The organism is Caulobacter sp. 10L414 (assembly GCF_056395525.1).
Genome location: NZ_JBFTJR010000034.1, coordinates 1 through 25,121, shown reverse-complemented (window position 1 = coordinate 25,121; position 25,121 = coordinate 1). Strand labels below are relative to the sequence as shown.

The window sequence follows — 25,121 nt, the reverse complement described above, 5'->3', positions numbered from 1 at the left end:
CCCCTGGCCCTTGTCGGTTGAAGAGCGGCACAATAGGCTCGGGCGATGGGATTTCCAGACCGCCTGAAGCTGCCGTTCGCCTTCGATCCGGCGCGCCTGCGCGCCGACCTTACGGCCCTGACGGCCGGGGCCGACTGGATCGCCCACTTCGTGACCCAGAACTACGAGGGCGACTGGAGCGTCATCCCCCTGCGCAGCCAGGCCGGGGCCAGCCACCCGGTGATGATGATCTATTCGGACCCGGGCGCGACGGCGTTCGAGGACACGCCGTTCCTGGCCCCCTGCCCGTATTTCCGAGAGGTGATCGCCGCCTTCCCGTTCCAGGCCACCAGCGCCCGGCTGATGAAGCTGGCCCCCGGCTCGGTCATCAAGACCCACCACGACGAAGACCTCGACGCCGGCTCGCTGCTGGTGCGCTTCCACGTACCGGTGGTCACCAACCCCGATGTCGATTTCCGCCTCAACGGTCGCCGCGTGGTGATGGAGGCCGGCAGCGCCTGGTACCTCAAGCTCACCGACCCCCACAGCGTCGCCAACCACGGAACTGAGGATCGCGTGCACCTGGTGATCGACGGCTACGTCAACGACTGGGTGAGGGGGTTGTTCGCGGCAGTGGAAGAGGCGGTTTAGGCGCGGTCCACAACGGTGTCATCCCGGCCGGAGGAACGCGCCAGCGGTCCGCAGAGCCGGGATCTCCCACGCTTGCGGGGTATCGGAACGGTGCGAGATCCCGGCGCTCCGCTTCGCTACGACCGGGATGACAAGTTTATCGGGTGGTGCCCCCCTGCACTTTCCTACGCCCCCAGCAGCGTGAACTGGGCGTTCAGCCCGTCGACCGCGCTGCTGGCCACCCAGACGTCGAACACGCCCGGCTCGGCGGTCCAGCGGTCGCCCTCGCCGAAGAAGGTCAGGCTGCCGCGCTCCAGCTCGAAGGTGATGTCGCGGCTCTCGCCCGGCTTCAGGGCGACCCGCAGGAAGCGCTTGAGCTCGCGCACCGGCCGGGTGCGGCTGGCCACCCGGTCGCGGGTGTAGAGCTGCACCACGTGCACGCCCTCGCGCTTGCCGGTGTTGGTCACCCGGGCGCTGACCTGCAGCTTGCCGTTCCAGGCCAGGGTCGGCGAGGACAGCTTCAGGTTCGACAGGGAAAAGGTGGTGTAGGCCAGGCCGTAGCCGAACGGGTACAGCGCCTCGTTCTTCACCGTGCGCCAGCGGGCCTTGTACTCCTGGATCTCGCTGTCGGCCGGGGCAGGACGCCCCGTCGTGCGGTGATTGTAGGCGTAGGGCTGCTGGCCGCTCTCGTAGGGAAAGCTGACCGGCAGGCGGCCCGACGGGTTCACCGACCCGAACACCACGTCGGCCACAGCGTGGCCGGTCTCGGTGCCCAGGAACCAGGTCGCCAGGATCGCCGGGGCGTTCTTCACCGCGCCGTCCAGCACCAGCGCCCGACCGTGGCGCAGCAGCACGACGGTGGGACGGCCGACGGCCGCCACGGCCTCGGCCAGCATCATCTGCGGCTTGGGGATGCCGATGTCGGTGCGCGACTGGGCCTCGCCCGACATGTTCTGGCCCTCGCCGATCGCCAGCACGACGATGTCGGCGGCGGCCGCGGCCCGCACCGCCGCTTCGATCCCACCGGGTATCGAGGCCTCGACGTCGCTGCCCTTGACGGTCTGCAAGAGGTTGGGATCGGCCATGGCCTGGCGAAAGCCCGTGGCCAGGTCGACGCCCAGGCTCTTGTCGCCGAAGAAGGCCCACGGCCCCAGGATGTTGTCGCGGTCGTCGGCGAACGGCCCGATCAGGGCGATGCGCTTGCCCGAGCGCGGCAGCGGCAGGAGGTTCCCGTCGTTCTTCAGCAGCACGATCGAGCGGGCGCCCGCCTCGCGCGAGAGGGCGCGCATGGCCGGGGTCGCCGTGCGGGCGGCCTGGGCCTTGGGGTCGATCGAGCGGAACGGCTGGTCGAACAGGCCGATGGCCTCCTTCAGCATCAGCACCCGGCGCACGGCCTGGTCGACCACCGCCATCGGCACCGCGCCGCTCTTGACCAGTTCGGGCAGGTAGCGGCTGTAGAGCCCGCTCTGCATGCTGATGTCGACGCCCGCCAGGATCGCCAGGCGGGCGGCGTCGCGATCGTCGGCGGCGTAGCCGTGGGCCACCAGTTCCTGGTCGGCGGTGTAGTCGGAGATGACCACGCCCTTGAAGCCCCACTCGCCGCGCAGCAGGTCGGTCAGCAGACGCTTGTTGGCCGTGGCCGGCACGCCGTTGATGTCGTTGAAGGCCGACATGGCGGTCAGGCAGCCGGCCTCGAAGGCGGCCTGGAACGGCGGCAGGTGCACCTCGCGCAGCGTGGCTTCCGACAGCTCGACGGTGTTGTAGTCCATGCCCGCGACCACCGCGCCGTAGGCGGCGAAGTGCTTGGCGCAGGCCAGCATCGAGTCCGGCGACGTCAGGTTCGGCCCCTGGAAGCCGCGCACCCGGGCCTGGGCCAGCGCCTCGCCTAGGAACACGTCCTCGCCCGAGCCCTCGGCCACCCGGCCCCAACGTTCGTCGCGGGCCACGTCGACCATCGGCGCGAAGGTCCAGTGCAGGCCATGGGCCGTGGCTTCCTGCGCGGCGGCGCGGGCGGTGCGGTAGGCCAGCGGCGGGTCGAAGCTGGCGGCCTCGGCCAGCGGGATCGGATAGACGGTCTTGAAGCCGTGGATCACGTCGGCCGCCAGCAGCAGTGGGATGCCCAGGCGCGAATGCTCCACCGCCGCCGTCTGGGCCAGCAGCGCGCCCTCGACGCCGACGCCGTTCATCAGCGTGCCGATCTTGCCCGCCCGGGTCTCGGCCAGCAGCTGCTGGGTGTTGCGCAGGTTGATGGCCGGGTTCATGTCGCCCACCGGCGGGCGGATCATGTCGGCGTAGCAGGACAGCTGGCCGGCCTTCTCGTCGATGGTCATCTTGGCGATCAGCGCCTCGACCCGCTCGGAGCCTCGCGCCTGCGCCGACGCTCGGCCGGCCACCGCCAGCCCGGCCAGGCCCGCCGCACCGGCCATCAGTCCGCGACGGCTGATCCCTTCAAGCGAAGCTTCGCGCCGATCCATAGAATCCCTTCCGACTGCCTGCGGGCGGCAACCTCGCCGACCCGTGCGGATCGCGCAACGCCCCGCACGGGCCAAGCGAACCACGCAGGGCCGCTTGCGTTATCAGTCTGGCTGAAGGGAGACCCGACCATGTCCGCTCAATGGCGCATCGAGATCCGGCTGGGCGAGGGCCACGCCCCGCTGCGCAGCGTGCTCGTCGAGGCCGACACCGAGGTCGACGCCCTGCGGCAGGTGCTGGCCGAGGCCGAACGAGACCACGTCGCGGCCGAGGAACTGCTGCTCGACGGCCAGGAAGAGGTGTTCTCGCGCACCGAGGTCCTGGACGGCCACGTGGAGCACCAGGGCCAGGCCTGACGCTCGCCCGCCAACCGGGCCTGTGCTAGGCCCGGTGCATGGCTGGAGAACGCATCCTCTTCGTCGTCAACGCCGRCCCCAGCGTCGGCGGCGGCCACTTCATGCGCAGCCTGAACCTCGCCCGCGCGCTGGAGGCGGGCGGCGCGACCTGCGCCTTCGCCGGACCGCCCGCAGTGACCGGGCTGATCGAGACCTTCGCCTCGCCTTCCCTGCTGGCCGCGACCTTCGCCGACGAAGACCTGGTCGCCGGCGCCGCCGGCCTCGCGACCGGCTACGACGCCATCGTCTTCGATCACTATGATCTCGTCGCGGCCGACCACCGCCGGATCGCCGAGGGCCGCCCCGCCCTCGTCGTCGACGACCTCGCCGACCGTCCGCTGGCCGCCGACCTGCTGCTGGACGCCGGGGTGACGCGCCAAGCCAGCGACTACGACGGTTTGGTCCAGCCGGACACCGAACTGCTGCTCGGCCCGAACCACGCCGCCCTGTCGCCGGCCTTCGCCGCCCTGCGCGACGAGGCCCTGGCCCGCCGCGCCGCCGCCACGCAGGTGGAGCGCGTGCTGGTCTCGCTGGGCCTGACCGACGTCGGCGGGATCACCGCGCGCACCGTCGGCGCCCTGCTGCCGGTGCTGGGCGAGCGGGCCCTCGACGTCGTGGTCGGCGGCCAGGCGCCCAGCCTGCCGACCCTGCGTGAAATCGCCGCGGTCGACCCGCGCCTGACCCTGCACGTCGACAGCCGCGACATGCCCCGGCTGACCGCCCGGGCCGACCTCGCCATCGGCGCGGCCGGCTCCAGCAGCTGGGAGCGCTGCGTGCTGGGCCTGCCGACCGTGTCGCTGGTGCTGGCCGACAACCAGCGCGAGGCGGCCCAGGCGCTGTCGGACCTGGGCGCGCATCGGTCGCTGGACGGCTCGGCCGTGCGCGAAGGCCTGCAGCCGGCGTTCCTGGCCCTGGCCGAGGACATGCACGCCTGGCGCGACATGTCCGCCGCCGCCGCAAAGGTCTGCGACGGCCTGGGCGCCCAGCGCACGGCCGAACGGTTCATCGCCCTGATTTCGCCCCGTTTCGGAAACAATCACGCGACGCTCACCTGACACTTACCCGCGCGTAAGCCCGTCAAGCGTCGAGACCCCCTGTCATGCCCAAAGTCACCCTGCGCGCCGTCGCGGCGCACGACCAGGCGCGACTGCTGGAATGGCGCAACTCCGACGCCGTCGCCCCCTACATGTACAGCGACCACCTGATCTCCGAGGGCGAGCACGCCGCCTGGTTCGCCCGCCTGGGGACCAATCCGACGGTTCGCTACTGGATCATCGAGCTGGACGACCATCCGGTGGGCCTGGCCAACCTCGCCGACATCGACCTGGGCAACCGCCGTTGCGCCTGGGCCTATTACCTGGCCGATCCGTCGGTGCGCGGCCTGGGCGTCGGCAGTTTCGTCGAGTACTGGGTGATCGAATACGTGTTCGGCGTGTTGGGCCTGGCCAAGCTGTGGTGCGAGGTCATCGAGAGCAACAAGGCCGTCTGGCGCCTGCACGAGGGCTTCGGCTTCACGCGCGAGGCGTTGCTGCGCAGCCACGTGGTCAAGGGCGGCCAGCCGCTGGACGTGATCGGCCTTGGCCTTCTGGAAAGCGAATGGCGCGGGGCCTCGCGCGAGGCCGCCCGCGAGCGGCTGATCGCCAAGGGCTTCGACCTGTCGGACCTGCCCGCCGCCTAGATCCGCGGCAACCCGCCCAAGTCTCGCAGATCCGGCCGGCTGCGCACCAGCGACCGGATGTCTTCGGAACCGAAGTCCGGCTGGCCTGCGTAAAGCGCCTCATAGACCGCCCGCACGAATTCGAGGTCCGAGGGCAGGTCGACCGTCCAGCGCACCTGGCTTTCGTCGACCGCCTGGGTGAGGCCGCCCAGGGCGAAGCGCTCGGGCCGGCGGTAGACGAAAGGGGTGACGTGCTCGCGCTCGTAGGGGTCGCTCGCCTCGTCCGCCATCAGCCGCAGCAGGCCCACGCTCAGAATCTCGGCGTCCAGCCCGATCGGATAGGTCCGGTGCGGCAGGGTGGTGGCCGAATAGTCCGCGCCGCCGGCAAGGTGTCTGGCGATCAGCGCCTCGATCAGCACCGGATCGGCCAGCGGGCAATCGGCCGTCAGGCGCAGCATCCGGTCATCGTCGTCCAGGCCCGCGACCGCGCCGGCGAACCGGCCCAGCACGTCGTCCAGCGGGCCGCGGAACACCTCGACGCCCGCCGCTTCCAGGGTCTCGGCCAAGGGATCGTCGCTGGCCTCGCTTGAGGTCGCCGTCACCAGCCGGTCGATCGAGGCCACGCGACGCAGGCGTTCGACCTGGCGCAAGACCATCGGCGCGCCAGCCACGTCGGCCAGCACCTTGCCCGGCAGCCGGGTCGAGCTCATCCGGGCCTGCAGCACCGCGACGATCACTGCGCGCCTCCCTGGAACATCGGTTTCATGGTCCGCCTGCCTCGCCCTGTCGGCCGCACCCTCCGCCGGGTCGGTTAAGGAGGACTTTCGCTCGCGAGGCCGGTTTGGACAACCAAGCATTGACAGCGTTGTCAAACCATTGTGGTCTCCCTGCCCAACGACCGCATGCGACGATCGAAGGGAGAAGAACGCCATGGGACCGCTGATCGACCGCCGCGCGCTGCTGGCCGCCGGCGCCGCGTTGGGCCTGGCGCCCGCCCTGCCCGCCCTCGGCGCCGACCAGGAGGCCCGGGTCCGCGCTCTCCTCAAGCAGATGACGCTGGACGAGAAGATCGGCCAGACCCACCAGCCGGCCGGCGGCCGCCAGAAGGCGCTGAACTCCAAGATCGACGCGACCGCCCTCGACCTCGTGCGCAAGGGCGGCGTCGGCTCGTACCTGCACGTGGCCGGCGCGGCCTTCCTGCGCGAGTTGCAGCGCACCGCCGTCGAGGAGTCGCGGCTGAAGATCCCGCTGCTGTTCGCCATCGACGTGGTGCACGGCTTCCGCACCCTCTATCCCGTGCCGCTGGCCATGGCCGCGACCTTCGACCCGGAGATCGTGCGCGCCACCGCCCGCATGGCCGCCGTCGAAACCGCCGTCAGCGGCCTGCACTGGACCTTCGCCCCGATGGTCGACATCGCCCGCGACCCGCGCTGGGGCCGCATCGTCGAGGGGGCCGGCGAGGATCCCTATCTCGGGTCGGTCATGGCCGCCGCCCAGGTGCGCGGCTTCCAGGGCGAGGGCCTTTCCGCGAAAGACTCGATCCTGGCCTGCGCCAAGCATTTCGGGGCCTATGGCGCGGCCGCCGGCGGCCGCGACTACGACAGCGCCGAGCTGTCGGACCGCACGCTGAACGAGGTCTACCTGCCGCCTTTTCATGCGGCGGCCAAGGCCGGCGCGGGCACGATGATGACCGCCTTCAACGACCTGAACGGCGCGCCCACCACCGCCAACGCCGCCCTGGTGCGCGGCGTGCTCAAGACCCAATGGGCGTGGCCGGGCCTGGTGGTCAGCGACTGGAACGCCATCCTCGAACTGATCAATCACGGCATCGCCGAGACCCCGGTCCAGGCCGCCGCCCTGGCGCTGAAGGCCGGGATCGACATGGACATGGCCAGCGGCGTCTACGCCGCCCACCTGAAGACCGCGATCGGCCAGGATCCGTCCCTGCTGCCGCTGCTCGACCAGGCGGTGACCCGGATCCTGACCGCCAAGATGCGCCTTGGCCTGTTCGACGATCCCTACCGCTTCGGCGATCCCGAGCGCGAGAAGACCATCTTCGTCGGTCCCGAGCATCGCGCCGTCGCCCGCGAGGCGGCGCGCAAGGCCGTGGTGCTGCTGAAGAACGACGGCGGCCTGCTACCGATCGCGCCTTCCGTCCGGAAGATCGCCGTCATCGGGGCCCTGGCGACCGACAATCTCTCTCAGCTCGGCTCGTGGAAGGCGCGCGGCCAGGTCGGCGACGTCGCCCCACTGCTGCCGGCGCTCAAGGCCATCGCCCCGGCCGGAACCACGATCATCCACGTCGCCGGCGCCGGTCCGCGCAGCGACGACGAGACAGGCATCCCGGCCGCCGTCGAGGCCGCCAAGGCCGCCGACCTCGTGCTGCTGATGGTCGGCGAGGACTTCGACCACAGCGGCGAGTCGCGCAGCCGCGCCGACCTTTCCCTGCCGGGCGCGCAGAGCGCCCTGGCCCGCGCGGTGCTGGCCACGGGCAAGCCCGTCGTCGTGCTGCTGCCGTCGGGCCGCCCCCTGGTCGCGTCCGAGGTGCTGGAGAAGGCCCCCGCCGTGCTGGCGACCTGGTTCCTCGGCGTCGAGGCCGGCCCGGCCCTGGCCGAGATCCTGTTCGGCAAGGCCGCGCCGGGCGGCCGCCTGCCCGTCGGCTTCCCGCGCGCCACCGGCCAGTCGCCGACCTACTACGCCCATGTTCCCACCGGCCGCCCGGCCGATCCGGATCTGGCCAAGGACACGGCCCGCTACCACGACGTCGACATCGGCCCGCTGTTCCCGTTCGGCCACGGCCTGAGCTACGCCACCTTCGCCTATGCCGACCTGGCCATCGACCGCGAGAGCATCGCCCCGAGCGGCGCGGTGAAGGTCTCGCTCACCGTGGCCAACACCGGATCGGCGAGCGCCGACGAGGTGGTTCAGCTCTATGTCCGCGACCCGGTCGCCAGCGTCGCGCGGCCGGTCAAGGAACTGCGAGGCTTCGTGCGGCTGACCCTCAAGCCCGGCGAGCGCAGGCGCGTGACCTTCACCCTCGCCGCCGCCCAGCTGGCGATCTGGAGTCCCGAGGGCTGGCGGGTCGAGGCCGGCAGGGTCGACCTGATGATCGGCTCGTCCTCGGCCGACATCCGCCTGAAGGGCGCCTTCACGATCGCCGCGCCCGGCAAGGCCAACGAACCGGCGACCGCCGTCCTGACGTCGGTCGACGTGGCTTAGAGATCGGAGCTCAAAGAAACATGTCATCCCGGCCGGAGGAGCGCGACAGCGATCCGCAGAGCCGGGATCTCCCACGCCTGCCGATGCGGAACGGTGGGAGATCCCGGCGCTCCGCTGCGCTACGGCCGGGATGACAATGGGATAGGCTGTTGAACGCGCTACGTGTCAGTTGAGTCCGTCGCCTCCCCCCTCCCCCGCCCACGCAGCCCGCCGCTTCAGCTCCGCCTCGCTCGGCGCCTGCACCATGAACGAACCGGTGCGCACCGGGCCGTCGCGGCGGTAGCGGTTCACGACCACGCCGGTGTCGGCCAGGATCGAGCCGGTCAGGATCCAGGCGCCCGGGGCCGCGTCCTCGTCGAACAGCCGCCGCCCCGGTCCCAGCAGCACCGGGAAGACCATCAGCTGCATCTCGTCCACCAGGTCGGCCGCCAGCAGAGCATGGACCAGCTGGGTGGAGCCCTGGGTCAGGAGGTCCGGTCCCGCCTGTTCCTTGAGCCGTCGCACGCCCTCAGCCGCGTCCGGCCCGACGACGCGGCTGTTCTCCCAGGTCAGCGCCAGGCTTGGATCGCGGGTGGCGACGTGCTTGGTCGCGGCGTTGAAGCGCTCGGCGATCGGGTTGGCCGGATCCTGGTAGGGCCAATGGGCGGCGAAGATCTCGTAGGTGCGGCGGCCCAGCAGCAGGTCGAACGGCGCCTCGAACAGCGACATCACCGCCTGGCCGGTGACCGGGTCGGAATAGGGCGCGACCCAGCCGCCACGGGCGAAGCCGCCGCGGCGGTCCTCGTCCGGTCCGCCCGGGCCCTGCATGACCCCGTCCAGGCTGACGAAGGCGGCGACGATCAGCTTTCTCATGTCCATGCTCCCTTGCGGTTTCCCCAAGGACGCCCGGCCCGATCACGATCCTACACCCCTGCCCGCCTTATCGAGGGCGCAGGGCTCAGGCGCGCGCTCGCCGCCGGTAGAGATAGTCGTACGGCAGGCCCATGCGCCGGGTGGCCTCGACCGCCGGCGAGCCCTTGATCGGCATCTTGTCGGCGCTTGCCCCGGCCAGGCGCACCAGCCGCCGCTCCACGCCGTTCAGGTCGAAGGCCTCGCCCAGTCCGAGGCGCGCGCGCACCTCGACCGGGGTGATCGCCACAGCCGCCCGCACCAGCGGTTTCTGGATCAGCCGCAGCGGCCCCGGCAGCAGCGGCGTATTCGTCATGATGTCGAGGAACTCGAAGACGATCTCCGACGGCTCCAGGCTGGGCAGCATCACGGCCAGCTGGCGCTTCCACTCGGCCTCTGAGGCGGGGACGCCGGTCGCGCCGTAGAGCCGCGCGCCGGGGGCGGCCTCGGCGAAGGCCGCATCGCGCTCGGCCGGCGTCAGGGCCTGGGCATAGGCGTGATAGGCCTCGATGAAACCGAAGCTGGCGGTGGCCTGCACCCAGTCCAGCAGCGCCGGGTCGTTGGCCTGGTAGGCCACGCCCGCCGGGGTCTCGCCGGTGACATGGCCGTGCATGCGCACGACGCCGGCGATCATCTTCTCGGCGACCTCCCGCGGGCCGTAGACCGTGACCATCGCCGCCAGGCCCGTGCGCTTGAGGCGTTTCAGCGGCTGCGCCTTGAAGCTGGAATGATCCCAGACACCCGAGCGCACGCGCGGTTCGGCCAGCTCCAGGATCACCGCGGTGATCCCGCCCACGAACAGCGACACCGGGTTCTTGAACACCCGCCACGACACCGAGTCCGGCGAGGTCAGGGCCGCCGCGCCGGGCGGCGCGGAAAAGTCGATCGCCGGTCCCCCGTCGGGCGCCAGAAGTCGCGCGGCGGCGCGCGAAAGGGGATCGGCCATCAGTTCACCCGTCGCTCTCGCCCCGCCCAGTACGGTTCGCGCAGCTGGCGGCGCAGGATCTTGCCCGAGGCGTTGCGCGGCAAGGCCTCGACGAAATCGACGCTCTTGGGCGCCTTGAAGTGCGCGATGCGCGTGCGGGCGAAGGCGATGATGTCTTCCGGATCGGGCGTGACGCCGGGCTTGGGCGCCACCACCGCCTTGACCGCCTCGCCCCACTTGTCGTCGGGCACGCCGATCACCGCCACCTCGGCCACGTGCGGATGGCCGTAGACGGCGCTTTCCACCTCGGCCGGATAGATGTTCTCGCCGCCGGAGACGATCATGTCCTTCACCCGGTCGTGGATGAACAGATAGCCGTCCTCGTCCAGATAGCCGGCGTCGCCGGTGCGCAGCCAGCCGTCGGCGTCGATGGTCGCGGCGGTGGCCGCGTCCAGCTTCCAGTAGCCGGCCATGTTCGACGATGAGCGCACGGCGATCTCTCCGACGGTGTTGGCGGGTAGAACGCCGCCGGCCCCGTCGAGGATGCGAAGCTCGACCCCCGGCATCGGCAGGCCGGCCGAGCGCATGCGCTTGTTGCCGGCCGGATCGTGGTCCTCGGGCGGCAGATAGACCACCGTGCCGGTGGTCTCGGTCATGCCGTACTGCTGGACGAAGCCGCAGCCGAACACCTCGATGCACTCGCGCAGCAGGTCCAGCGGAATGGGCGCGGCGCCGTAGAGGATGTGGCTGAGGCGCGAATAGTCGATCTGCCGCGCCCGGGGCAGCCGCACCACGATCTGCAGCGCGGCAGGCACCATGAACATCTTCGACACCCGGTCCTTCTCGATGAAGTCGAGCACCTTGGTCGGGTCGAACTCGCGCGCCACCACGCCCTTGGCGCCGTTGAACAGGCCCACCAGGCCCCAGCCCGTGCCGCCGATATGGGCCACCGGCATGGCCACCAGGCTGACGTCGTCGGGCCCCCAGACGTTCCAGTCCATGGGCGCGCGCTCGGCGGCGGCCTTGCGCATGGCCAGCAGGTTGTCGTGGGTCAGCATCGCCCCCTTGGGCTTGCCGGTGGTGCCCGAGGTGTAGAGCTGCAGCACCACGTCGGACGACTTCAGCGGAGTGGCCGGGTCGGCGTGATCCTGGGCATCGCGCCAGGCGGTGAACAGCGGCAGGTCGGCCGGACCGCCCGGCTCCATGGCCACCACCGGCGGCCGCGGCCCCTCCAGCAGCTTGGCCACCTCGCCCACGTGATCGACCAGCTCGGGACCGACGAACACCATCTTGGCCTCGGTGTCGGCGACGATGTAGGCGATCTCGGCGGGGGCCAGGCGCCAGCCGATCGGGGCGGTGACGACGCCGGCCTTGGCCGCGCCCAGCAGCATCTCGAAATAGAGGTCGCTGTTCTTGCCGACATAGGCGATGCGGTCGCCCGGCTCCAGGCCCTCGGCGACCAGGGCCCGGGCCACCTGGTTGGTATGGCGGTCGAGCTCTTCGAAGCGGGTCTCGCGTCCCTCGAAGGCGAAGGCCACGGCGTCTGGCCGTTCCTGCGCGTGATAGCGGGCGACGTCGCCCAGCGTGGGCATGCGGGCGAAGTCGACGGCGGCGGCTCCAGTCATCCGATCCTCCCTGCGCGCCGTCTTTCGCGGCCGCTCGGATAACATGGTTTTCGTCGTGACCCCGGGTAAGTCAACGGTAGCGGGAAACCCGCGTTTGGTCGCGCCGCCGACCCGCCCTAAGCTGTCGACTCGAACGCCCGCGAGGAACCCTCCGTCCATGACCAGCTTCCTCCTGCGCCGCGAACAGCGCGGCCTGCTGATCTCGGTGATCCTGGGGCTGGTGGTGGCCCCGCTGCTGCTGCTGCTGACGACGTGGGAGATCCAGCGCGAGTTCACGCGCGGCCGCGTGCTGCGCGAGGCCGTCGACCACTCCTACGAACAGCGCATGCAGCTGCAGACGCTGTTCTCCCTGCTGCAGGACGCCGAAACCGGCCAGCGGGGCTTCGTGATCACCGGCCAGCAGCGCTTCCTCGAGCCCTATGACGCCTCCCTGCGACGGCTGCCCAGCCACCTGGCGTCTCTGCGGGCCCTGCGCCAGCGCGACGTCGGCGACCTGATCGCCAGCGATGATCCCGTATTCGACCGCCTCGTCGCCCTCATCGAGCGCAAGCAGGGCACGATGGCCGAGGGCATCCGCCTGCGCCGGGACGAAGGCCCAGACGCCGCCCGCACCCTGGTCTCCAGCGGCCAGGGCAAGGCGATCATGGACGAGATCCGTGTCGTCACGGGCGAACTGCAAGCCGCCGACAAGGCCGCCCTGGGGCGGCGCATCGCTGAGAACGACGCCCTGACCCAGCGGACCGAGCGCCTGACCCAGACCCTGTTCGTGGTGCTGGTGGTGTTCCTGCTGGCCGCCTTCCTGCTGCTGTCGCGCCAGATCCGCGCCCGCCAGCAGCTGTTCACCGTCGCCCAGGCCACGGCCGGGCGCCTGGACGCCATCCTCGACAACGCCCAGGACGCCATCGTCACGCTCAACCCCAGCGGCACGATCGAGACCGTCAACAAGGCCGCCGAGGAGATGTTCGGGCTGCCGCGCGAAGGCCTGCTGCGCAAGGCCTTGGCCCAGTTCATCGACCTGCCCGACCGTGGCGAGCTGTTCATCCGCCAACTGGCCGGCGCCGACGACCTGTCCAAGGGCGTGCTGCGCGAGCTGACCGGTCGCCGCGCCGACGGAACCACCTTCCCCATCGAGGCCTCGATCGGCCTGGTCCGCCTGCCCGAGGGCGAGCGCATCACCGCCTCGATCCGCGACATCTCCGAGCGCCGCCGCGTCGAGAAGCTGAAGGCCGAGTTCGTCTCCACCGTCAGCCACGAACTGCGCACGCCGCTCACCTCGATCGCCGGGTCGCTGGGCCTGCTGGTCGGCGGCGCGGCCGGCGCCCTGCCCGAGCGGGCCGCGCGCCTCTTGGGCATCGCCCATTCCAACTGCCAGCGCCTGGTGCGGCTGATCAACGACATCCTCGACATCGAGAAGATCGAGTCCGGCCAGATGGAGTTCGACCTGCAGCCGCTCGATCTGGGGGAACTGGCCCGCCGGGCGGTGGACGCCATGGGCGGCCTTGGCGGCCAGATGAACGTCGCCTTCGAACTKGATGTCGCCCCCGGCCTGCCCCTGGTGCGCGGCGACGCCGACCGCCTGAGCCAGGTGGCCGCCAACCTGCTGTCCAACGCCGCCAAGTTCTCGCCGGCCGGCGGCGCGGTCGAGGTCAAGGTCAGCGCCCCGCGCCCCGACGTCCTGCGCTTCTGCGTCCGCGACCACGGCCCCGGCGTGCCCGAGGCGTTCCGCGACCGCATCTTCTCGAAGTTCGCCCAGGCCGACGCTTCGGACACCCGCGCCAAGGGCGGCACCGGCCTTGGCCTGGCGATCTCGCGCGAGATCGTCCAGCGGCACGGCGGCCGGCTGTGGTTCGAGTCCGAGCCCGGCCAGGGCGCGACCTTCATGTTCGAGCTGGCGACGATCGAGACCCGCGCCCGCGTGCCCGAGGCCAGCGACGGCGCGGCCCGCGTGCTGCTGTGCGAGGACGATCCCGACATCGCCGAAATCCTGTCGGAGGCCCTGCGCCAGGCGGGCGTGCGGGTGCACACTGTCGGCGACGTGGCCTCGGCCAGCGCCGTGCTGGAGATCGGCGGCTTCGACGCCTTCGTCACCGACGTGCGCCTGCCCGACGGCAGCGGCCTTGATCTGCTGCGCCGTCTGCGCGCCGACGCCGCCACCCGCGACATCCCCGCTCTGGTGATCTCGGCCGAGGCCGCCGAAGGGCGCGGCGAGGCGCTGGACGTCGTCGACTGGCTGCAGAAGCCCATCGACCTGGAGCGCCTGCGCACCGCGGTGCATCGCGCCGTCAACGGCCACGCCGACAGCCGCCGCATCGAGGTGCTGCATGTCGAGGACGACGCCGACGTCCACGCCGTGGTCCGCGACGCCCTGCAGGAGCGCTGCACCGTCCGCCACGCCGACAGCGTGCGCGCCGGCCGCGCCGCCCTGCAGCTGTCGCGGCCCGACGTGGTGATCCTCGACCTGGGCCTTGGCGACGGCAACGGCGTCGAGCTGCTGGGCGACCTGCACGAAGGCGACGAGCCCGTGCCGGTGATCGTCTTCTCGGCCCAACCGCTTGAGGACAGGGCCCTGGCGGCTTCCGTCGACGCCGTTCTGACCAAGTCCAAGACCACGCTGGACCAGCTGGCCCGAACTGTGCGCAAGCTCGCCGCGGACGCCGATTCCAAGAGACGCCGATGACCGACCTGAAGCTCCTTTACGTCGACGACGAGGCCGACATCCGCGAGGTGGCGACCTTCTCGCTGGAGCTCGACCCGGGCATCGAGGTGCGTTCGGCCGGCGGCGGCGTCGAGGCCTTCGCCATGCTGGACGGCGACGACTGGCGCCCCGACGTGGTGCTGCTGGACGTGATGATGCCCGACATGGACGGGCCGGCCGTGCTCGCCCGCCTGCGTGAACGCGGCGATCTGAACGGCGCACCGGTGATCTTCATCACCGCCCGCGCCCAGGCCGAGGAACGCGCCCGCCTGCTCGGCTTCGGCGCCGCCGACGTGATCACCAAGCCGTTCGACCCGATGACCCTGGCCCAGGACGTGCGCGCGATCCTCGCCCGATGACCACCGCCGACCCTCTCGCCCCCCTGCGGGCCAAGTTCCTGGTCCGCGTCGCCGACGACCTGGCCAAGCTGCGCGCGGCCGAGACCTCGATGAAGGACAGGCACTACATCGTCCACCGCCTGGCCGGCGCGGCCGGCGTCTTCGGCTATGCCAGGATCACCGACCTGGCCCGGGATCTGGACGACCTGCTCCTCGACCAGGGCGACGCCCCGCCCGAGGCCTTCGACGACCTGATCGCGGCGTTGGAGGGCGTGGCGGCCTAGACACCCGCCCCCGTCGGCCGTCATTGGCCCCAGGCCGCTGTTCCCAGCGCATCCCGCCGGCCACCACGGCGGTCATGGAACAGGTCTTCGCGCCAACTCTGGCCCTTCACATCACCTGCGGGCTGGCCGCTGTCGTCGTCGGCGTCGCGCCCATCCTGGCGCGCAAAGGCTCGCGGCTGCATCGGCTTTCGGGGCGAGTGTTCGTCGTCCTGATGGGGGTGATGCTGGCGGCCGCCTGGGTGATGACGGCGCTGCATTTCAACGCCTATTTCGCCGCCCTGTCGGCGACGGCGAGCATCGGCCTGTTCTCGGGCTGCCGGGTGCTGCGCCGCAAGCGGCCCGACCGCGATCCGGCCCAGCGGGCGACGGCGCTGGACTGGACCGCCACCCTTGCCGTGGTCGCCATCGGCGCCTGGGTGCTGGCGCTTCTGCTGACCGGCGACAGCGACGCGCCGCGCGCGCCGGCCATAGCCCTGGTCTGGGGCGCCTTCCTGATCGGCGGCTGGGACCTGTGGCGTTTCGCACGCCCGGCCGACTGGCCGTTCTCGCCCGAGCTCTGGACCTACGAGCATCTTGTGAAGATGCTGGGTGCATACGGCGCGGTGCTCAGCGCCTTCTCGGGCAATTTCCTGACCTTCCTGCCCACGCCATGGAGCCAGCTCTGGCCGACCTTGCTGTTCCAACCGATGGCCGTGATCTGGATCGCGGTCCTGGCCGTCCGGCGCCGGCGCGCATGCTTGCTCGCCTGAGCGCCGCCCCGACCGCCGCCTGGGTCTGGGCCTTCACCGCCTACAGCTGGACGATCACCAGCGTCAGCGCCGCCTGGTTCGCCCGACGCCTGGCGACGGCGCGCGGCCAGACGCTGTCGGTGGCGGCCTCGCTGCTGTGGCAAGGCGGGATCTACGCCGCCTGGCTGCCGGCGGCGGGACTCGTCTGGCTGGTGCTGCGCCGCTTTGGGGCCGGGGCGCGGGGGATCGCCGCCTGCTTCGCCGCCGGCCTGGCCGTCGTTCCCCTGGAAGCCCTGGCGGCCGGCCTGATCGACCGCGCCTTCATCGGCGACGGCCAGGACCTCGCCGCGCGGATGCTGGACCGGACGCCGGTCTGCCTGCTGCTCTATTCGGCCATCGTCGCCGTCGGCCTGGCCGCCGCCCACCACCGCCGCGCCCGCGAGGCCCGCGCTCGCAACACCCTGCTGGAAGCCGCCCTGGCGCAAGCCCGCGCCGTCGCCGCCCCGCCCAGCGACGCCGAGCGGCTGATGGTGATGTCGGGCGCGCGGCGCATTCCGGTCGAGGTCGGCGCCGTCGAGTGGTTCGGCGCGGCCGACAACTACGTCGTCGTCCACTGGGCCGGCCGCGAGGGCCTGCTGCGCGCCACGCTGCAGAGCCTGGAGGCCCGCCTGGACCCCCGCCTCTTCGCCCGCGCCCATCGCTCGTCCCTGGTCAACCTGGCCCACGTGCGCGAGGCCCGGCCGCTGTCGGACGGCTCCTGGCGGCTGCTCATGGCCGGCGGCGACGAGGTGGTGACCAGCAGGACCTACCGCGATGCGCTGCTGGAGCGGTTGGGCGGGCGGGGCGGCTAGAGCGTCTTAGCCGCCCCCCTCTTTTCTTCCCGTCATTCCCGCCCTTGTGGCGAGAATCCCTCTCTCAGTTGCAAGGGAAGATGGAGCGACGCGCCAAGCCCATCGCTTGCACCTCACGTGCGGGCGGAACCAGGGTTTCCCGCCACGAGGGCGGGAATGACGGGCCTATTTGGGAGGCCCCTACTGTCCCGGACAGGCCACATGCGCCTCGGTCGGCTCCAGGCGGATCTCGCGGAAGGCCAGCTTGAAGCCGGCCTGCGCCGACAGCACCACCGGCGAGGAGATGCGGCCCATGTCCGCGCCCGCCGCCTTCAGGCACGACAGCTTGATCTGGGTCTTGCGCCATTCGCCCACGGGGGCCTCGGCGAAGATCTTCGTGACGTCCACGCCGCCGGCGCAGCCCTCGCCGCACGAGATCGAGAAGCCGACCGGGCCCGGCGCCCGTTCGTCGACGCGATAGGTCAGGGCGATCGACAGGTCGCCGGTGGTCTGGCGGGACAGATCGGCTGGCGGACCGTTGACCAGCAGCGCGCCGGGACCGGTCCAGGTCGCCAGGCGGGCGTCTTCCTGGGCGGCGGCGTCGATGGCCGTCAGCTTCACCCCGCCGGCGGTCGACAGCAGCCACGGCGCGGGCGTGCGGCCCGAGACGAAATACTTGTCGACATTGACGCTGGCGCCGGACACGCCCGACACCTCGCCCAACTTCGCCACCTTGCCGGGCTTGGCGTAGGACAGGCCATAGCCGTAGGCGAACTGCGGGTCATAACCCTTGTCGCCCTTGTTCAGCGGGCCCGGGTCTGCGGTCTTGGGCCAGCTGAACGACAGCTTGCCGGTGAAGTCGCGCCTGGACTTGCCGTCCTTGCCGGCCACCAGCACGTCAGCCACGCCGCCGCCTTCCGAGCCCGGCAGCCAAGCGGCGACGAAGGCGTCAGAGGCGTTGATCTCGGGGTTCACCCACAGCGGACGGCCCGACAGGAACACAGCCACCACCGGGACGCCGGCGGCCTTGAGCTTCTTCAGCAAGGCCAGATCGGTCTTGTCGCCGGGCTGGTATTCCAGATGCTGCAGGTCGCCCTGGAACTCGGCGTAGGGCGTCTCGCCGAACACCACCACGGCCACGTCCGGCTTGTCGGTGAAGGCGCCGTCCTTGGACAGGGTCGCCTTGCCGCCCGAGGCCTCGACCGCCTCCTTCAGGCCGCTCCAGATCGACTGGGCGCCGGGGAAGTCGGCGTTGGTGTTGCCCGTGCCCTGCCACGACAGGGTCCAGCCGCCGGCCGCCTTGCCGATGTCGTCGGCGTCGCCGGCCACCAGCACCTTCGCTCCTGATTTGATCGGCAGCACGCCGTCGTTCTTCAGCAGCACCAGCGACTTGGCCACCGCCTCGCGGGCCAGGGCGCGGTGATCCGGAGCGCCGACCCGCTCGTAGCGGCCCTGCACCGGCGGGGCGACGCGATCGAAGAGGCCCGACTTGATCTTCACCCGCAGGATCCGGCGCACGGCGTCGTCGAGGCGCGCCATGCCGATCTCGCCGCTCTCGACCTGCTTGAGGGTGTTGTCGAACAGCCCCTGCCAGCTGTCGGGGGCCATGTACATGTCGAGGCCCGCATTCAGCGCCTGCGGGCACGAGACGTTCGAGCAGCCGTCGACCTGGCCGTGGGCGTTCCAGTCGCCGACCACGAAGCCGGAAAAGCCCATGCGCTCCTTGAGCACGTCGGTCAGCAGGGTCTTGTTGCCGGTGTGCTTGACGCCGTTCCAGCTGGAGAACGAGGCCATCACCGTCAGGATGCCGGCCTCGATGCTGGGCGGATAGCCCTGGGCGTGCAGGCGCACGAGGTCGGCCTCCGACACCGGCGCGTCGCCCTGGTCCTTGCCATTCAGCGTGCCGCCGTCGGCCAGGAAGTGCTTGGCGCTGCCGGCGATGCGGCCGGCCTCCAGCGCCTTGCCGGGCGCCAGCTTGCCCTGCAGGCCCAGCGTCATGCGGCCGGCATAGCTTTTGACGATCTCCGGATCCTCGCCATAGCCCTCGTAGGCCCGGCCCCAGCGGTCGTCGCGCGGCACGGCCACCGTGGGCCCGAAGGTCCAGTCGCCGCCGGCCACGGCCACCTCTTCGGCCGTCGCCTTGCCGATGCGCTCGATCAGGTCGGGATCGCGGGTCGCGCCCAGGCCCACATTGTGCGGAAACAGCGTGGCGCCGACCACGTTGTTGTGGCCGTGCACGGCGTCGATGCCGAACATCAGCGGGATCGGCACGTGGCCGTCGCGGGTCTCCAGCGACACGGCGCGGAACAGGTCGACGAACTGCGCCCACTCTTTGGGACCGGCCTTGTCATTGCCGTTCGGGCCCGAGCTGCCGCCGGCCAGGATCGAGCCCAGCGGGTATTCGCGCAGCTGCTCGGGGCGGATCGAACCGATGTCGGCCTGGATCGTCTGGCCGACCTTTTCGCGCACCGACATCCTGGCCATCAGCGCGGTGATCCTGGCCTCGGTCGCCGCGTCGGTCAGGGCCGCGGGGCTCTTGACCACGGGCCAGGCCGCGACATTCGCCGCAGCCTTGCCGGCGGGGGTCAGCACCTCGGCGGCGGCGAGGCTGGTCAGGCTGGTGGCGGCCAGCAGGGCCAGGGCGGAAAGGCGGAACGGCGTCACGGGCGGCCTCGATCGAAAAAGGAGCGCGGCGGCCAAGGGGAAAGAGGCCGCCGCGCCCGAACACGCCACGGGAGCAGCGTAGGGTTTCGAGGCGGCGGCTGGCCGACGGCGCGCGGCGGCGCCCGGCCATGCGCACACGCATGGATCTGGCCTCCCGCTCGCGGGGTCGTCTGCTTGCGACCGCCTCACCGCTCAACGAGACAACGTTGTCTTACTTCGTGTCAACACGCTTATATTTGTCCACTTGAGGACAAATCGATCTCAAACCATTCCGACATAAGCGATTTCGCCGAAGCAGAGAGCACAGATAATTTTTGACAACGATGTCTTACTTGCGCTTCCAGGACGATTTACTGCGCTCCCATGACAGGAACCGGCTCGACTCGGTCGCCGCGGGCGCGCTATCGCTAACGCCGCGCCGAAAGCCGGCGGCGGGAGCCCGATGCGCAACGTCACCATCGTCCATGTCGCCGAAAAGGCCCGGGTCTCGGTCAAGACCGTCTCGCGCGTGGTCAACAACGAGCCGACCGTGACGCCGGAACTGCGCGAGCGCGTGCAGGCGGCCATCGACCAGCTGGGCTACGCCCCCAACATCGCCGCCCGCCGCCTTGGCGGGTCGCGCTCGTTCCTGATCGTCGCCTTCAACGACCGCAAGCTGACCCTGGAGAACTGGCGCAGCGACCGGGGCAACAACTGGATCGACCGCATGCAGTACGGGGCCATGCTCCGCTGCGACGTCCACGGCTATCACCTGCTGTGCGAACTGATCGACCTGGAGAGCGACCAGCTGGCCCGGCGGGTCGGCCACGCGCTCTCTTCGCTGCGCCCCGACGGGGTGATCCTGACGCCGCCCAACTGCGAGGACCCGACGGTGCTGGACGCGCTGAAGCGCGCCCAGGTTCCGTTCGTGCGCCTGGGCTCCGCGCAGGCCGGCCCCGGCGCACGGGTGCGGATGGACGACCAGGCCGCCGCCCGCCAGCTGACCGAGCACCTGGTCGAACTGGGGCATCGCCGCGTCGGCTTCGTCACCGGCAGCGCCCGCTTCCTGGCCAGCCGCGACCGCGAGGAGGGCTACCGGCGGGCGCTGGCCGCCGCCGGCCTGACGGTCGACGAAACCCTGCTCGTGCCCGGCGACTTCACCTTCGAGGGCGGCGTCGCGGCCGCCGAGGCCCTGCTGACGCGCCCCGACCGCCCCACCGCCATCCTGGCCGGCAACGACGAGACCGCCCTGGCGGTCATGCACGTAGCCCGCCGGCTGGGCGTGGCGATACCGGACCACCTGTCGCTGGCGACCTTCGACGACACCCCCAGCGTCAGGCTGTCCCTGCCGCCGCTGACCACGATCCGCCAGCCGGTGGCCGAGATGGCCGCCCAGGCCGTCGACCTGCTGGTCGCCGCCGCCGCCAAGGACGGCAAGCTGTCGCGCGCCGACCACCTGCTGCCGTTCGAACTGGCCCTGCGCGCCTCGACCGCGCCACCGCCTTAAAGAAGCCGCCTCCACCCGCGACGGGATGTCGCGGGGAGCTTGACCAGCCAGCCTGTGCGCCCTTTCCTCTTGCGACTTCGAATTTGGAGCCGGCAGCGCTTGGCCAGAGACATGACCCAGGTCGACGCCGCCTCAGCCGCCGCAGGACCGCCCACCGTCCGAAGGCGGCTGTTGATCATGGCGCTTTGCCTGGTCGCCCCGGCCATCGTCTTCATGGCCCTGCTGGCCCGCGCCGAGTACGGCCAGAGCCAGGGTCGCTACGAGCAGCAGCTGGTCGCCACCACGCGCGCCCTGGGCCTGGCCGTCGACCGCCAGCTGGCCCAAGGCCAGAGCACGCTGCAGGCCCTGTCGGTCTCGCCGGCCCTGGCGGCCGGCGACCTGGAGAGCTTCGAGCGCCAGGCCCGCGCCGCGGTGCGCGCCAAGGACGCCTGGATCGTGCTGATCTCGCCCCGCGGCCAGGTGGTCAACACCCGCCTGCCGCCCGGCCAGACCCCGCCGCGCAACACCGGCCTGCCGCCCGAACGCTGGGCCGCCGTCCGCTCTGGCCGCACCACCGTGTCCAACCTCACCTACGGCACGGTGGCCAAGCAGCCGATCGTGGCCATCGACATGCCGGTGATCGTCGATGGCCAGCTCTACGACCTGGCCTACATCCAGACCCCCGCCGCCTTCGCCCCACTGTTCGCCGCCCAGGGCGTGCCGCAGAGCTGGACGGCCAGCATCGTCGACCGCGACGCCCGCCTGGTGGCCCGCTCGCGCGACCAGGACAAGATGCTGGGCCGCTCGGCCAGCCGGCCGATGCTGGACGCCATGGCCAAGGACAACGACGGCGTTCTGGAGACCTACACCCTCGACGGCACCCCCACCCTGTCGGCCTTCAGCCGTTCGCCGACCTATGGCTGGAGCTTCATCGTCGGCGTGCCGCGCACCGAACTCGAACGCGCCAACCTGTCGTCGCTGGCCCTGCTGGTTGTGGCGGGCCTGGCCCTGCTGGCCATCGGCGCCGGGGCGGCCCTGCTGTTCTCGCGCGGGATCTCCGGCGAAGTGCGGGCCCTGGTCGCCGACGCCCGGCTCATGGCCTCGGGCGGCGACATGCCGGCCCAGACCACCGGCGGCCTGCGCGAGATCGGCGAGGTGCGCGAGGCCCTGCACGCGGCCTCACGCCAGCTGCGCGCCCGTGAGGCCGAGGAAAAGCGCGCGCAAGGCCGCCAGCAGCTGATGATCAACGAACTGAACCACCGGGTGAAGAACACCCTGGCCACGGTCCAGTCGCTGGCCCTGCAGAGCCTGGGCAAGGGCGAGCCCGCGCCCGGCTTCGACGCCTTCAACGAGCGGCTCTACGCCCTGGCCCGCGCCCACGACCTTCTGACCCGCACGGTGTGGGAGAGCGCCGACCTGGCCGACCTGCTGCGCCAGACGCTGGAGCCCTACGGCGACCGCGCCCGCATGGAGGGCCCGTCCGCCGCCCTGCCGCCCAGCGCGGCCCTGGCCCTGTCGATGGTGTTCCACGAACTGGCCACCAACGCCTCCAAGTACGGCGGCCTGTCGACGCCCGCCGGCCGGGTCGAGGTCACCTGGCGGCGCGATCCGCTGGATCCGCATCGCCTGGCCCTGCGCTGGGTCGAGAGCGGCGGCCCCAAGCTGAAGGGACCGCCCAGCCGCAAGGGCTTCGGCTCGCGCCTGATCGCCGCCAGCCTGCGCAACGAACTGAAGGGCGAGGCCCAGTTCGACTATCTGGGCACCGGGCTCGTCTGCACGCTGACGGTCCGCACGGCCGGCGCCCAAGCTTTGGGCGAAGACGCCCCCGCCGCCGACGCCTGAACGAGCAGCCGCGCGCGCCCGCGCCGGACGCCGGCCGTGCGCTTGACCGATGTTCTCTCGCTCATCGTGATGGTCGATCCGCTCCGCACCCATCCTGGGGCGCCGTCGGATCGATCGTATTGCCTCGCCGCGTAGATTGATCTTCCATGACGCTCAGGATGCAGGCCGCAGAGCCGCACCTGAGGGAAGAGCGCGTTCATGATCGTAACCGACGACTCCGTCATGCTGCCGGCCCGGCCCGAGCCGATCCCGCTGGATCCGGCCCGCACGGCCGTCATCGTCATCGACATGCAGAACGCCTACGCCTCCAAGGGCGGCTATCTCGACCTGGCCGGCTTCGACATCGGCGGCGCGGCCGCCTGCATCCAGCAGATCAAGGGCGTGCTCGAAACCGCCCGCGAAGCCGGCGTGCAGGTGATCTATTTCCAGAACGGCTGGGACGACCAGTACGTTGAAGCCGGCGGCCCCGGCTCGCCCAACTGGTGGAAATCGAACGCGCTGAAGACCATGCGCGCCAAGCCCGAGCTGCAAGGCAGGCTCCTTGCCCGCGGCCAGTGGGATTACGAGCTGGTCGACGAACTGGCGCCGCAGCCGGGCGACATCTGCCTGCACAAGACCCGCTATTCCGGCTTCTTCAACAGCCAGCTCGACAGCGTGCTGCGCTCGCGCAACATCAAGAACCTGGTCTTCGTCGGCATCGCCACCAACGTCTGCGTGGAGTCGACCCTGCGCGACGGCTTCTTCCTCGAATATTTCGGCACGGTGCTGGAGGACGCCACCCACCAGGCCGGCCCCGACTTCGTCCAGAAGGCCGCCCTCTACAACATCGAGACCTTCTTCGGCTGGGTCTCGACCGTGGCCGACTTCAAGGGCGCGTTCGGGCAGCTGGCGCCGAAATGAACCGCCGTGCGTCCTTCGAGGCGCGCGGGGCGCGCACCTCAGGATGAGGGCGTCACTGCACCGAATTCCTCATCCTGAGGCGCCCGCGTAGCGGGCCTCGAAGGACGCACCACCGCCCCTTTCTCCGCCTTCGGACGGAATGAAGAACTTAATTACAGAAGGACAGAGGACGAGATGCCCAAGACCGTCATCACCCCGCCCGGCACGGGCACGCCGATCGCGCCGTTCTCGCCGGGCACGCTGGCCGACGGGATCGTCTACGTCTCGGGCACCCTGGCCTTCGACAAGGACAACAACGTCGCCCATGTCGGCGACGCCGAGGGCCAGACGCGGCAGGTGCTGGAGACCATCAAGTCGGTGATCGAAACCGCCGGCGGCACGATGGACGACGTGACCATGAACCACATCTTCCTCACCGACTGGGCCAACTACCAGACCATCAACAAGGTCTATGCCGAGTACTTTCCGGGCGACAAGCCGGCCCGCTACTGCATCCAGTGCGGCCTAGTGAAGCCCGACTTCCTGGTCGAGATCGCCACCGTCGCCCACATCGGCAAGCGCTGATCCGTATGGTTCTCGCTCCGTCCCTTTTGCTCCGAGCATCCCCGCGAAGGCGGGGATCCATGCCGAACCTGTGGATCGTGGCTCGGCCGCGCCAATCCTCGAGAGTCAGCTTGGATCCCCGCCTTCGCGGGGATGAGCGGGTTTGGGGGCGCGCATGACTTCGGGAACCGTCGACGGCCTGCACTACGAACTGCACGGCGGCCCCATCGCGGGCCGCGAGGTCGTGCTGATGTCGTCGGGCCTGGGCGGTTCCGGCAGTTTCTGGGGGCCGCAGATGGCGGCGCTGACCGAGCGCTGGCCGGTGGTGCTGTACGACCACCGCGGCACGGGCCGCAGCGTGCGCGAACTGCCGGCGGAGCGGCCCTACAGCGTCGCCGACATGGCCGAGGACATGGTCAGGGTCATGGACGCCCTGGGGATCGCCAAGGCCCACGTCGTGGGCCACGCGGCCGGCGGCAATGCGGGCCTGGCGCTCGCCCTCTCCCACCCCGACCGCCTGGGCAAGCTGGTGGTCGTCAACGGCTGGTCGCGGCCCGATCCGCACATCAGGCGCTGCTTCGACACCCGCCTGCATCTGCTCAACGACACCGGCACCGCCGCCTACGTCCACGCCCAGGCCCTGTTCCTCTATCCGGCGACCTGGATCTCGGAGAACAGCGACCGCCTGGCCGCCGAAGAGCCGCACCACGTGGCCGGCTTCCCGCCCAAGGCGGTGATGCTGGCTCGCATCGGCGCGCTGCTGGCCTTCGACATCGACGAGCACCTGCCGCGGATCACCCACCCGGTGCTGGTCAGCGCCACGGCCGACGACATGCTGGTGCCCGTCACCTGCGCCCATCGCCTGGCCCAGCGCCTGCCCGACGCCACGCTCGACATCCTGCCCTGGGGCGGCCACGCCTCGAGCGTGACCGACCCCGAGGGGTTCAACGCCTCGCTGGTGAAGTTCCTGGAGGGGGACGGATGAGCGAGAGGCAAAAAACAAATCCTCCCCCTCTGGGGGAGGTGGCCCAGAGGGCCGGAG

Annotated in this window: 21 protein-coding genes; 15 read left to right on the top strand and 6 right to left on the bottom strand. The window is 70.9% G+C overall.

Annotation, left to right across the window (positions count from 1 at the left end):
- Positions 1 to 45 precede the first annotated feature (45 nt).
- Positions 46 to 630, top strand: a complete 585-nt coding sequence (locus tag AC1DCG_RS14700) for an aspartyl/asparaginyl beta-hydroxylase domain-containing protein (protein ID WP_477027712.1) — start codon at positions 46 to 48, stop codon at positions 628 to 630.
- 164 nt (positions 631 to 794) lie between these two features.
- Here the strand turns inward: AC1DCG_RS14700 and bglX are convergent, their stop codons facing one another.
- A complete protein-coding gene (bglX, locus tag AC1DCG_RS14695; RefSeq protein ID WP_477027711.1) occupies positions 795 to 3,083 on the bottom strand; it encodes a beta-glucosidase BglX in 2,289 nt (762 codons plus the stop codon).
- Positions 3,084 to 3,212: 129 nt separating this feature from the next.
- On the opposite strand from bglX, the gene AC1DCG_RS14690 reads away from it, so the two are divergent.
- The 3 genes from AC1DCG_RS14690 to pseH are packed head-to-tail and all read left to right on the top strand — an operon-like array spanning position 3,213 to position 5,154.
- Positions 3,213 to 3,437: a hypothetical protein gene (locus AC1DCG_RS14690; protein WP_165257029.1), complete on the top strand. Its 225-nt coding sequence runs from the start codon at positions 3,213 to 3,215 to the stop codon at positions 3,435 to 3,437.
- Positions 3,438 to 3,475: 38 nt separating this feature from the next.
- Entirely contained in the window at positions 3,476 to 4,531 is a 1,056-nt protein-coding gene (gene pseG / locus AC1DCG_RS14685) for a UDP-2,4-diacetamido-2,4,6-trideoxy-beta-L-altropyranose hydrolase (RefSeq protein ID WP_477041534.1), read from the top strand.
- Between the two features lie 44 nt (positions 4,532 to 4,575).
- Positions 4,576 to 5,154, top strand: coding sequence for a UDP-4-amino-4,6-dideoxy-N-acetyl-beta-L-altrosamine N-acetyltransferase (gene pseH, locus AC1DCG_RS14680; RefSeq protein ID WP_477027709.1), 579 nt, complete (start codon positions 4,576 to 4,578; stop codon positions 5,152 to 5,154).
- Here pseH and AC1DCG_RS14675 read toward each other — a convergent pair.
- Entirely contained in the window at positions 5,151 to 5,870 is a 720-nt protein-coding gene (locus AC1DCG_RS14675) for a cytidylyltransferase domain-containing protein (protein WP_477036893.1), read from the bottom strand. The genes pseH and AC1DCG_RS14675 overlap by 4 nt on opposite strands.
- A gap of 193 nt (positions 5,871 to 6,063) precedes the next feature.
- On the opposite strand from AC1DCG_RS14675, the gene AC1DCG_RS14670 reads away from it, so the two are divergent.
- Positions 6,064 to 8,352 carry a glycoside hydrolase family 3 N-terminal domain-containing protein gene (locus AC1DCG_RS14670; protein ID WP_477027707.1) on the top strand — a complete coding sequence of 763 codons (2,289 nt, stop codon included), beginning with the start codon at positions 6,064 to 6,066 and terminating at the stop codon, positions 8,350 to 8,352.
- Positions 8,353 to 8,517: 165 nt separating this feature from the next.
- Here the strand turns inward: AC1DCG_RS14670 and AC1DCG_RS14665 are convergent, their stop codons facing one another.
- From AC1DCG_RS14665 to AC1DCG_RS14655, 3 genes are all read right to left on the bottom strand, one after another.
- The gene (locus AC1DCG_RS14665) at positions 8,518 to 9,204 is read right to left on the bottom strand and encodes a dihydrofolate reductase family protein (RefSeq protein ID WP_477027706.1); all 687 of its coding nucleotides are present in this window, start codon (positions 9,202 to 9,204) and stop codon (positions 8,518 to 8,520) included.
- A gap of 85 nt (positions 9,205 to 9,289) precedes the next feature.
- Positions 9,290 to 10,186: an oxygenase MpaB family protein gene (locus tag AC1DCG_RS14660; RefSeq protein WP_477027705.1), complete on the bottom strand. Its 897-nt coding sequence runs from the start codon at positions 10,184 to 10,186 to the stop codon at positions 9,290 to 9,292.
- On the bottom strand, positions 10,186 to 11,790 hold the full coding sequence (locus AC1DCG_RS14655; protein WP_477027704.1) for a fatty acid--CoA ligase: 1,605 nt from the start codon (positions 11,788 to 11,790) through the stop codon (positions 10,186 to 10,188). The genes AC1DCG_RS14660 and AC1DCG_RS14655 overlap by 1 nt, the downstream gene beginning before the upstream one ends.
- A gap of 157 nt (positions 11,791 to 11,947) precedes the next feature.
- On the opposite strand from AC1DCG_RS14655, the gene AC1DCG_RS14650 reads away from it, so the two are divergent.
- The 5 genes from AC1DCG_RS14650 (at position 11,948) to AC1DCG_RS14630 (ending at position 16,686) form a co-directional block, all read left to right on the top strand.
- Entirely contained in the window at positions 11,948 to 14,467 is a 2,520-nt protein-coding gene (locus AC1DCG_RS14650) for a response regulator (protein ID WP_477027703.1), read from the top strand.
- A complete protein-coding gene (locus AC1DCG_RS14645; RefSeq protein ID WP_165257039.1) occupies positions 14,464 to 14,844 on the top strand; it encodes a response regulator in 381 nt (126 codons plus the stop codon). The genes AC1DCG_RS14650 and AC1DCG_RS14645 overlap by 4 nt, the downstream gene beginning before the upstream one ends.
- On the top strand, positions 14,841 to 15,107 hold the full coding sequence (locus AC1DCG_RS14640; protein ID WP_477027702.1) for an Hpt domain-containing protein: 267 nt from the start codon (positions 14,841 to 14,843) through the stop codon (positions 15,105 to 15,107). The genes AC1DCG_RS14645 and AC1DCG_RS14640 overlap by 4 nt, the downstream gene beginning before the upstream one ends.
- A gap of 74 nt (positions 15,108 to 15,181) precedes the next feature.
- Positions 15,182 to 15,856: a DUF2306 domain-containing protein gene (locus AC1DCG_RS14635; RefSeq protein WP_477027701.1), complete on the top strand. Its 675-nt coding sequence runs from the start codon at positions 15,182 to 15,184 to the stop codon at positions 15,854 to 15,856.
- Positions 15,841 to 16,686: a LytTR family DNA-binding domain-containing protein gene (locus AC1DCG_RS14630; RefSeq protein WP_477027700.1), complete on the top strand. Its 846-nt coding sequence runs from the start codon at positions 15,841 to 15,843 to the stop codon at positions 16,684 to 16,686. Before AC1DCG_RS14635 ends, AC1DCG_RS14630 begins: the two co-directional genes overlap by 16 nt.
- Positions 16,687 to 16,866: 180 nt before the next feature.
- On the opposite strand, the gene AC1DCG_RS14625 is transcribed toward AC1DCG_RS14630, so the two are convergent.
- A complete protein-coding gene (locus AC1DCG_RS14625) occupies positions 16,867 to 19,329 on the bottom strand; it encodes a glycoside hydrolase family 3 protein (RefSeq protein WP_477027699.1) in 2,463 nt (820 codons plus the stop codon).
- Positions 19,330 to 19,771: 442 nt separating this feature from the next.
- Here AC1DCG_RS14625 and AC1DCG_RS14620 point away from each other — a divergent pair, with 442 nt between their 5' ends.
- The 5 genes from AC1DCG_RS14620 to rutD all read left to right on the top strand — a co-directional run bounded on the left by AC1DCG_RS14620 (position 19,772) and on the right by rutD (position 25,064).
- On the top strand, positions 19,772 to 20,815 hold the full coding sequence (locus tag AC1DCG_RS14620; protein ID WP_477027698.1) for a LacI family DNA-binding transcriptional regulator: 1,044 nt from the start codon (positions 19,772 to 19,774) through the stop codon (positions 20,813 to 20,815).
- A gap of 99 nt (positions 20,816 to 20,914) precedes the next feature.
- Positions 20,915 to 22,636: a sensor histidine kinase gene (locus AC1DCG_RS14615; RefSeq protein WP_477036890.1), complete on the top strand. Its 1,722-nt coding sequence runs from the start codon at positions 20,915 to 20,917 to the stop codon at positions 22,634 to 22,636.
- Between the two features lie 198 nt (positions 22,637 to 22,834).
- Positions 22,835 to 23,536, top strand: a complete 702-nt coding sequence (rutB, locus tag AC1DCG_RS14610; protein ID WP_477027696.1) for a pyrimidine utilization protein B — start codon at positions 22,835 to 22,837, stop codon at positions 23,534 to 23,536.
- A gap of 174 nt (positions 23,537 to 23,710) precedes the next feature.
- Positions 23,711 to 24,100 (top strand): pyrimidine utilization protein C, encoded by a 390-nt coding sequence (rutC, locus tag AC1DCG_RS14605; protein ID WP_477036889.1) that lies wholly within the window; start codon positions 23,711 to 23,713, stop codon positions 24,098 to 24,100.
- A gap of 154 nt (positions 24,101 to 24,254) precedes the next feature.
- A complete protein-coding gene (gene rutD, locus AC1DCG_RS14600) occupies positions 24,255 to 25,064 on the top strand; it encodes a pyrimidine utilization protein D (RefSeq protein WP_477027694.1) in 810 nt (269 codons plus the stop codon).
- Positions 25,065 to 25,121 lie beyond the last annotated feature (57 nt).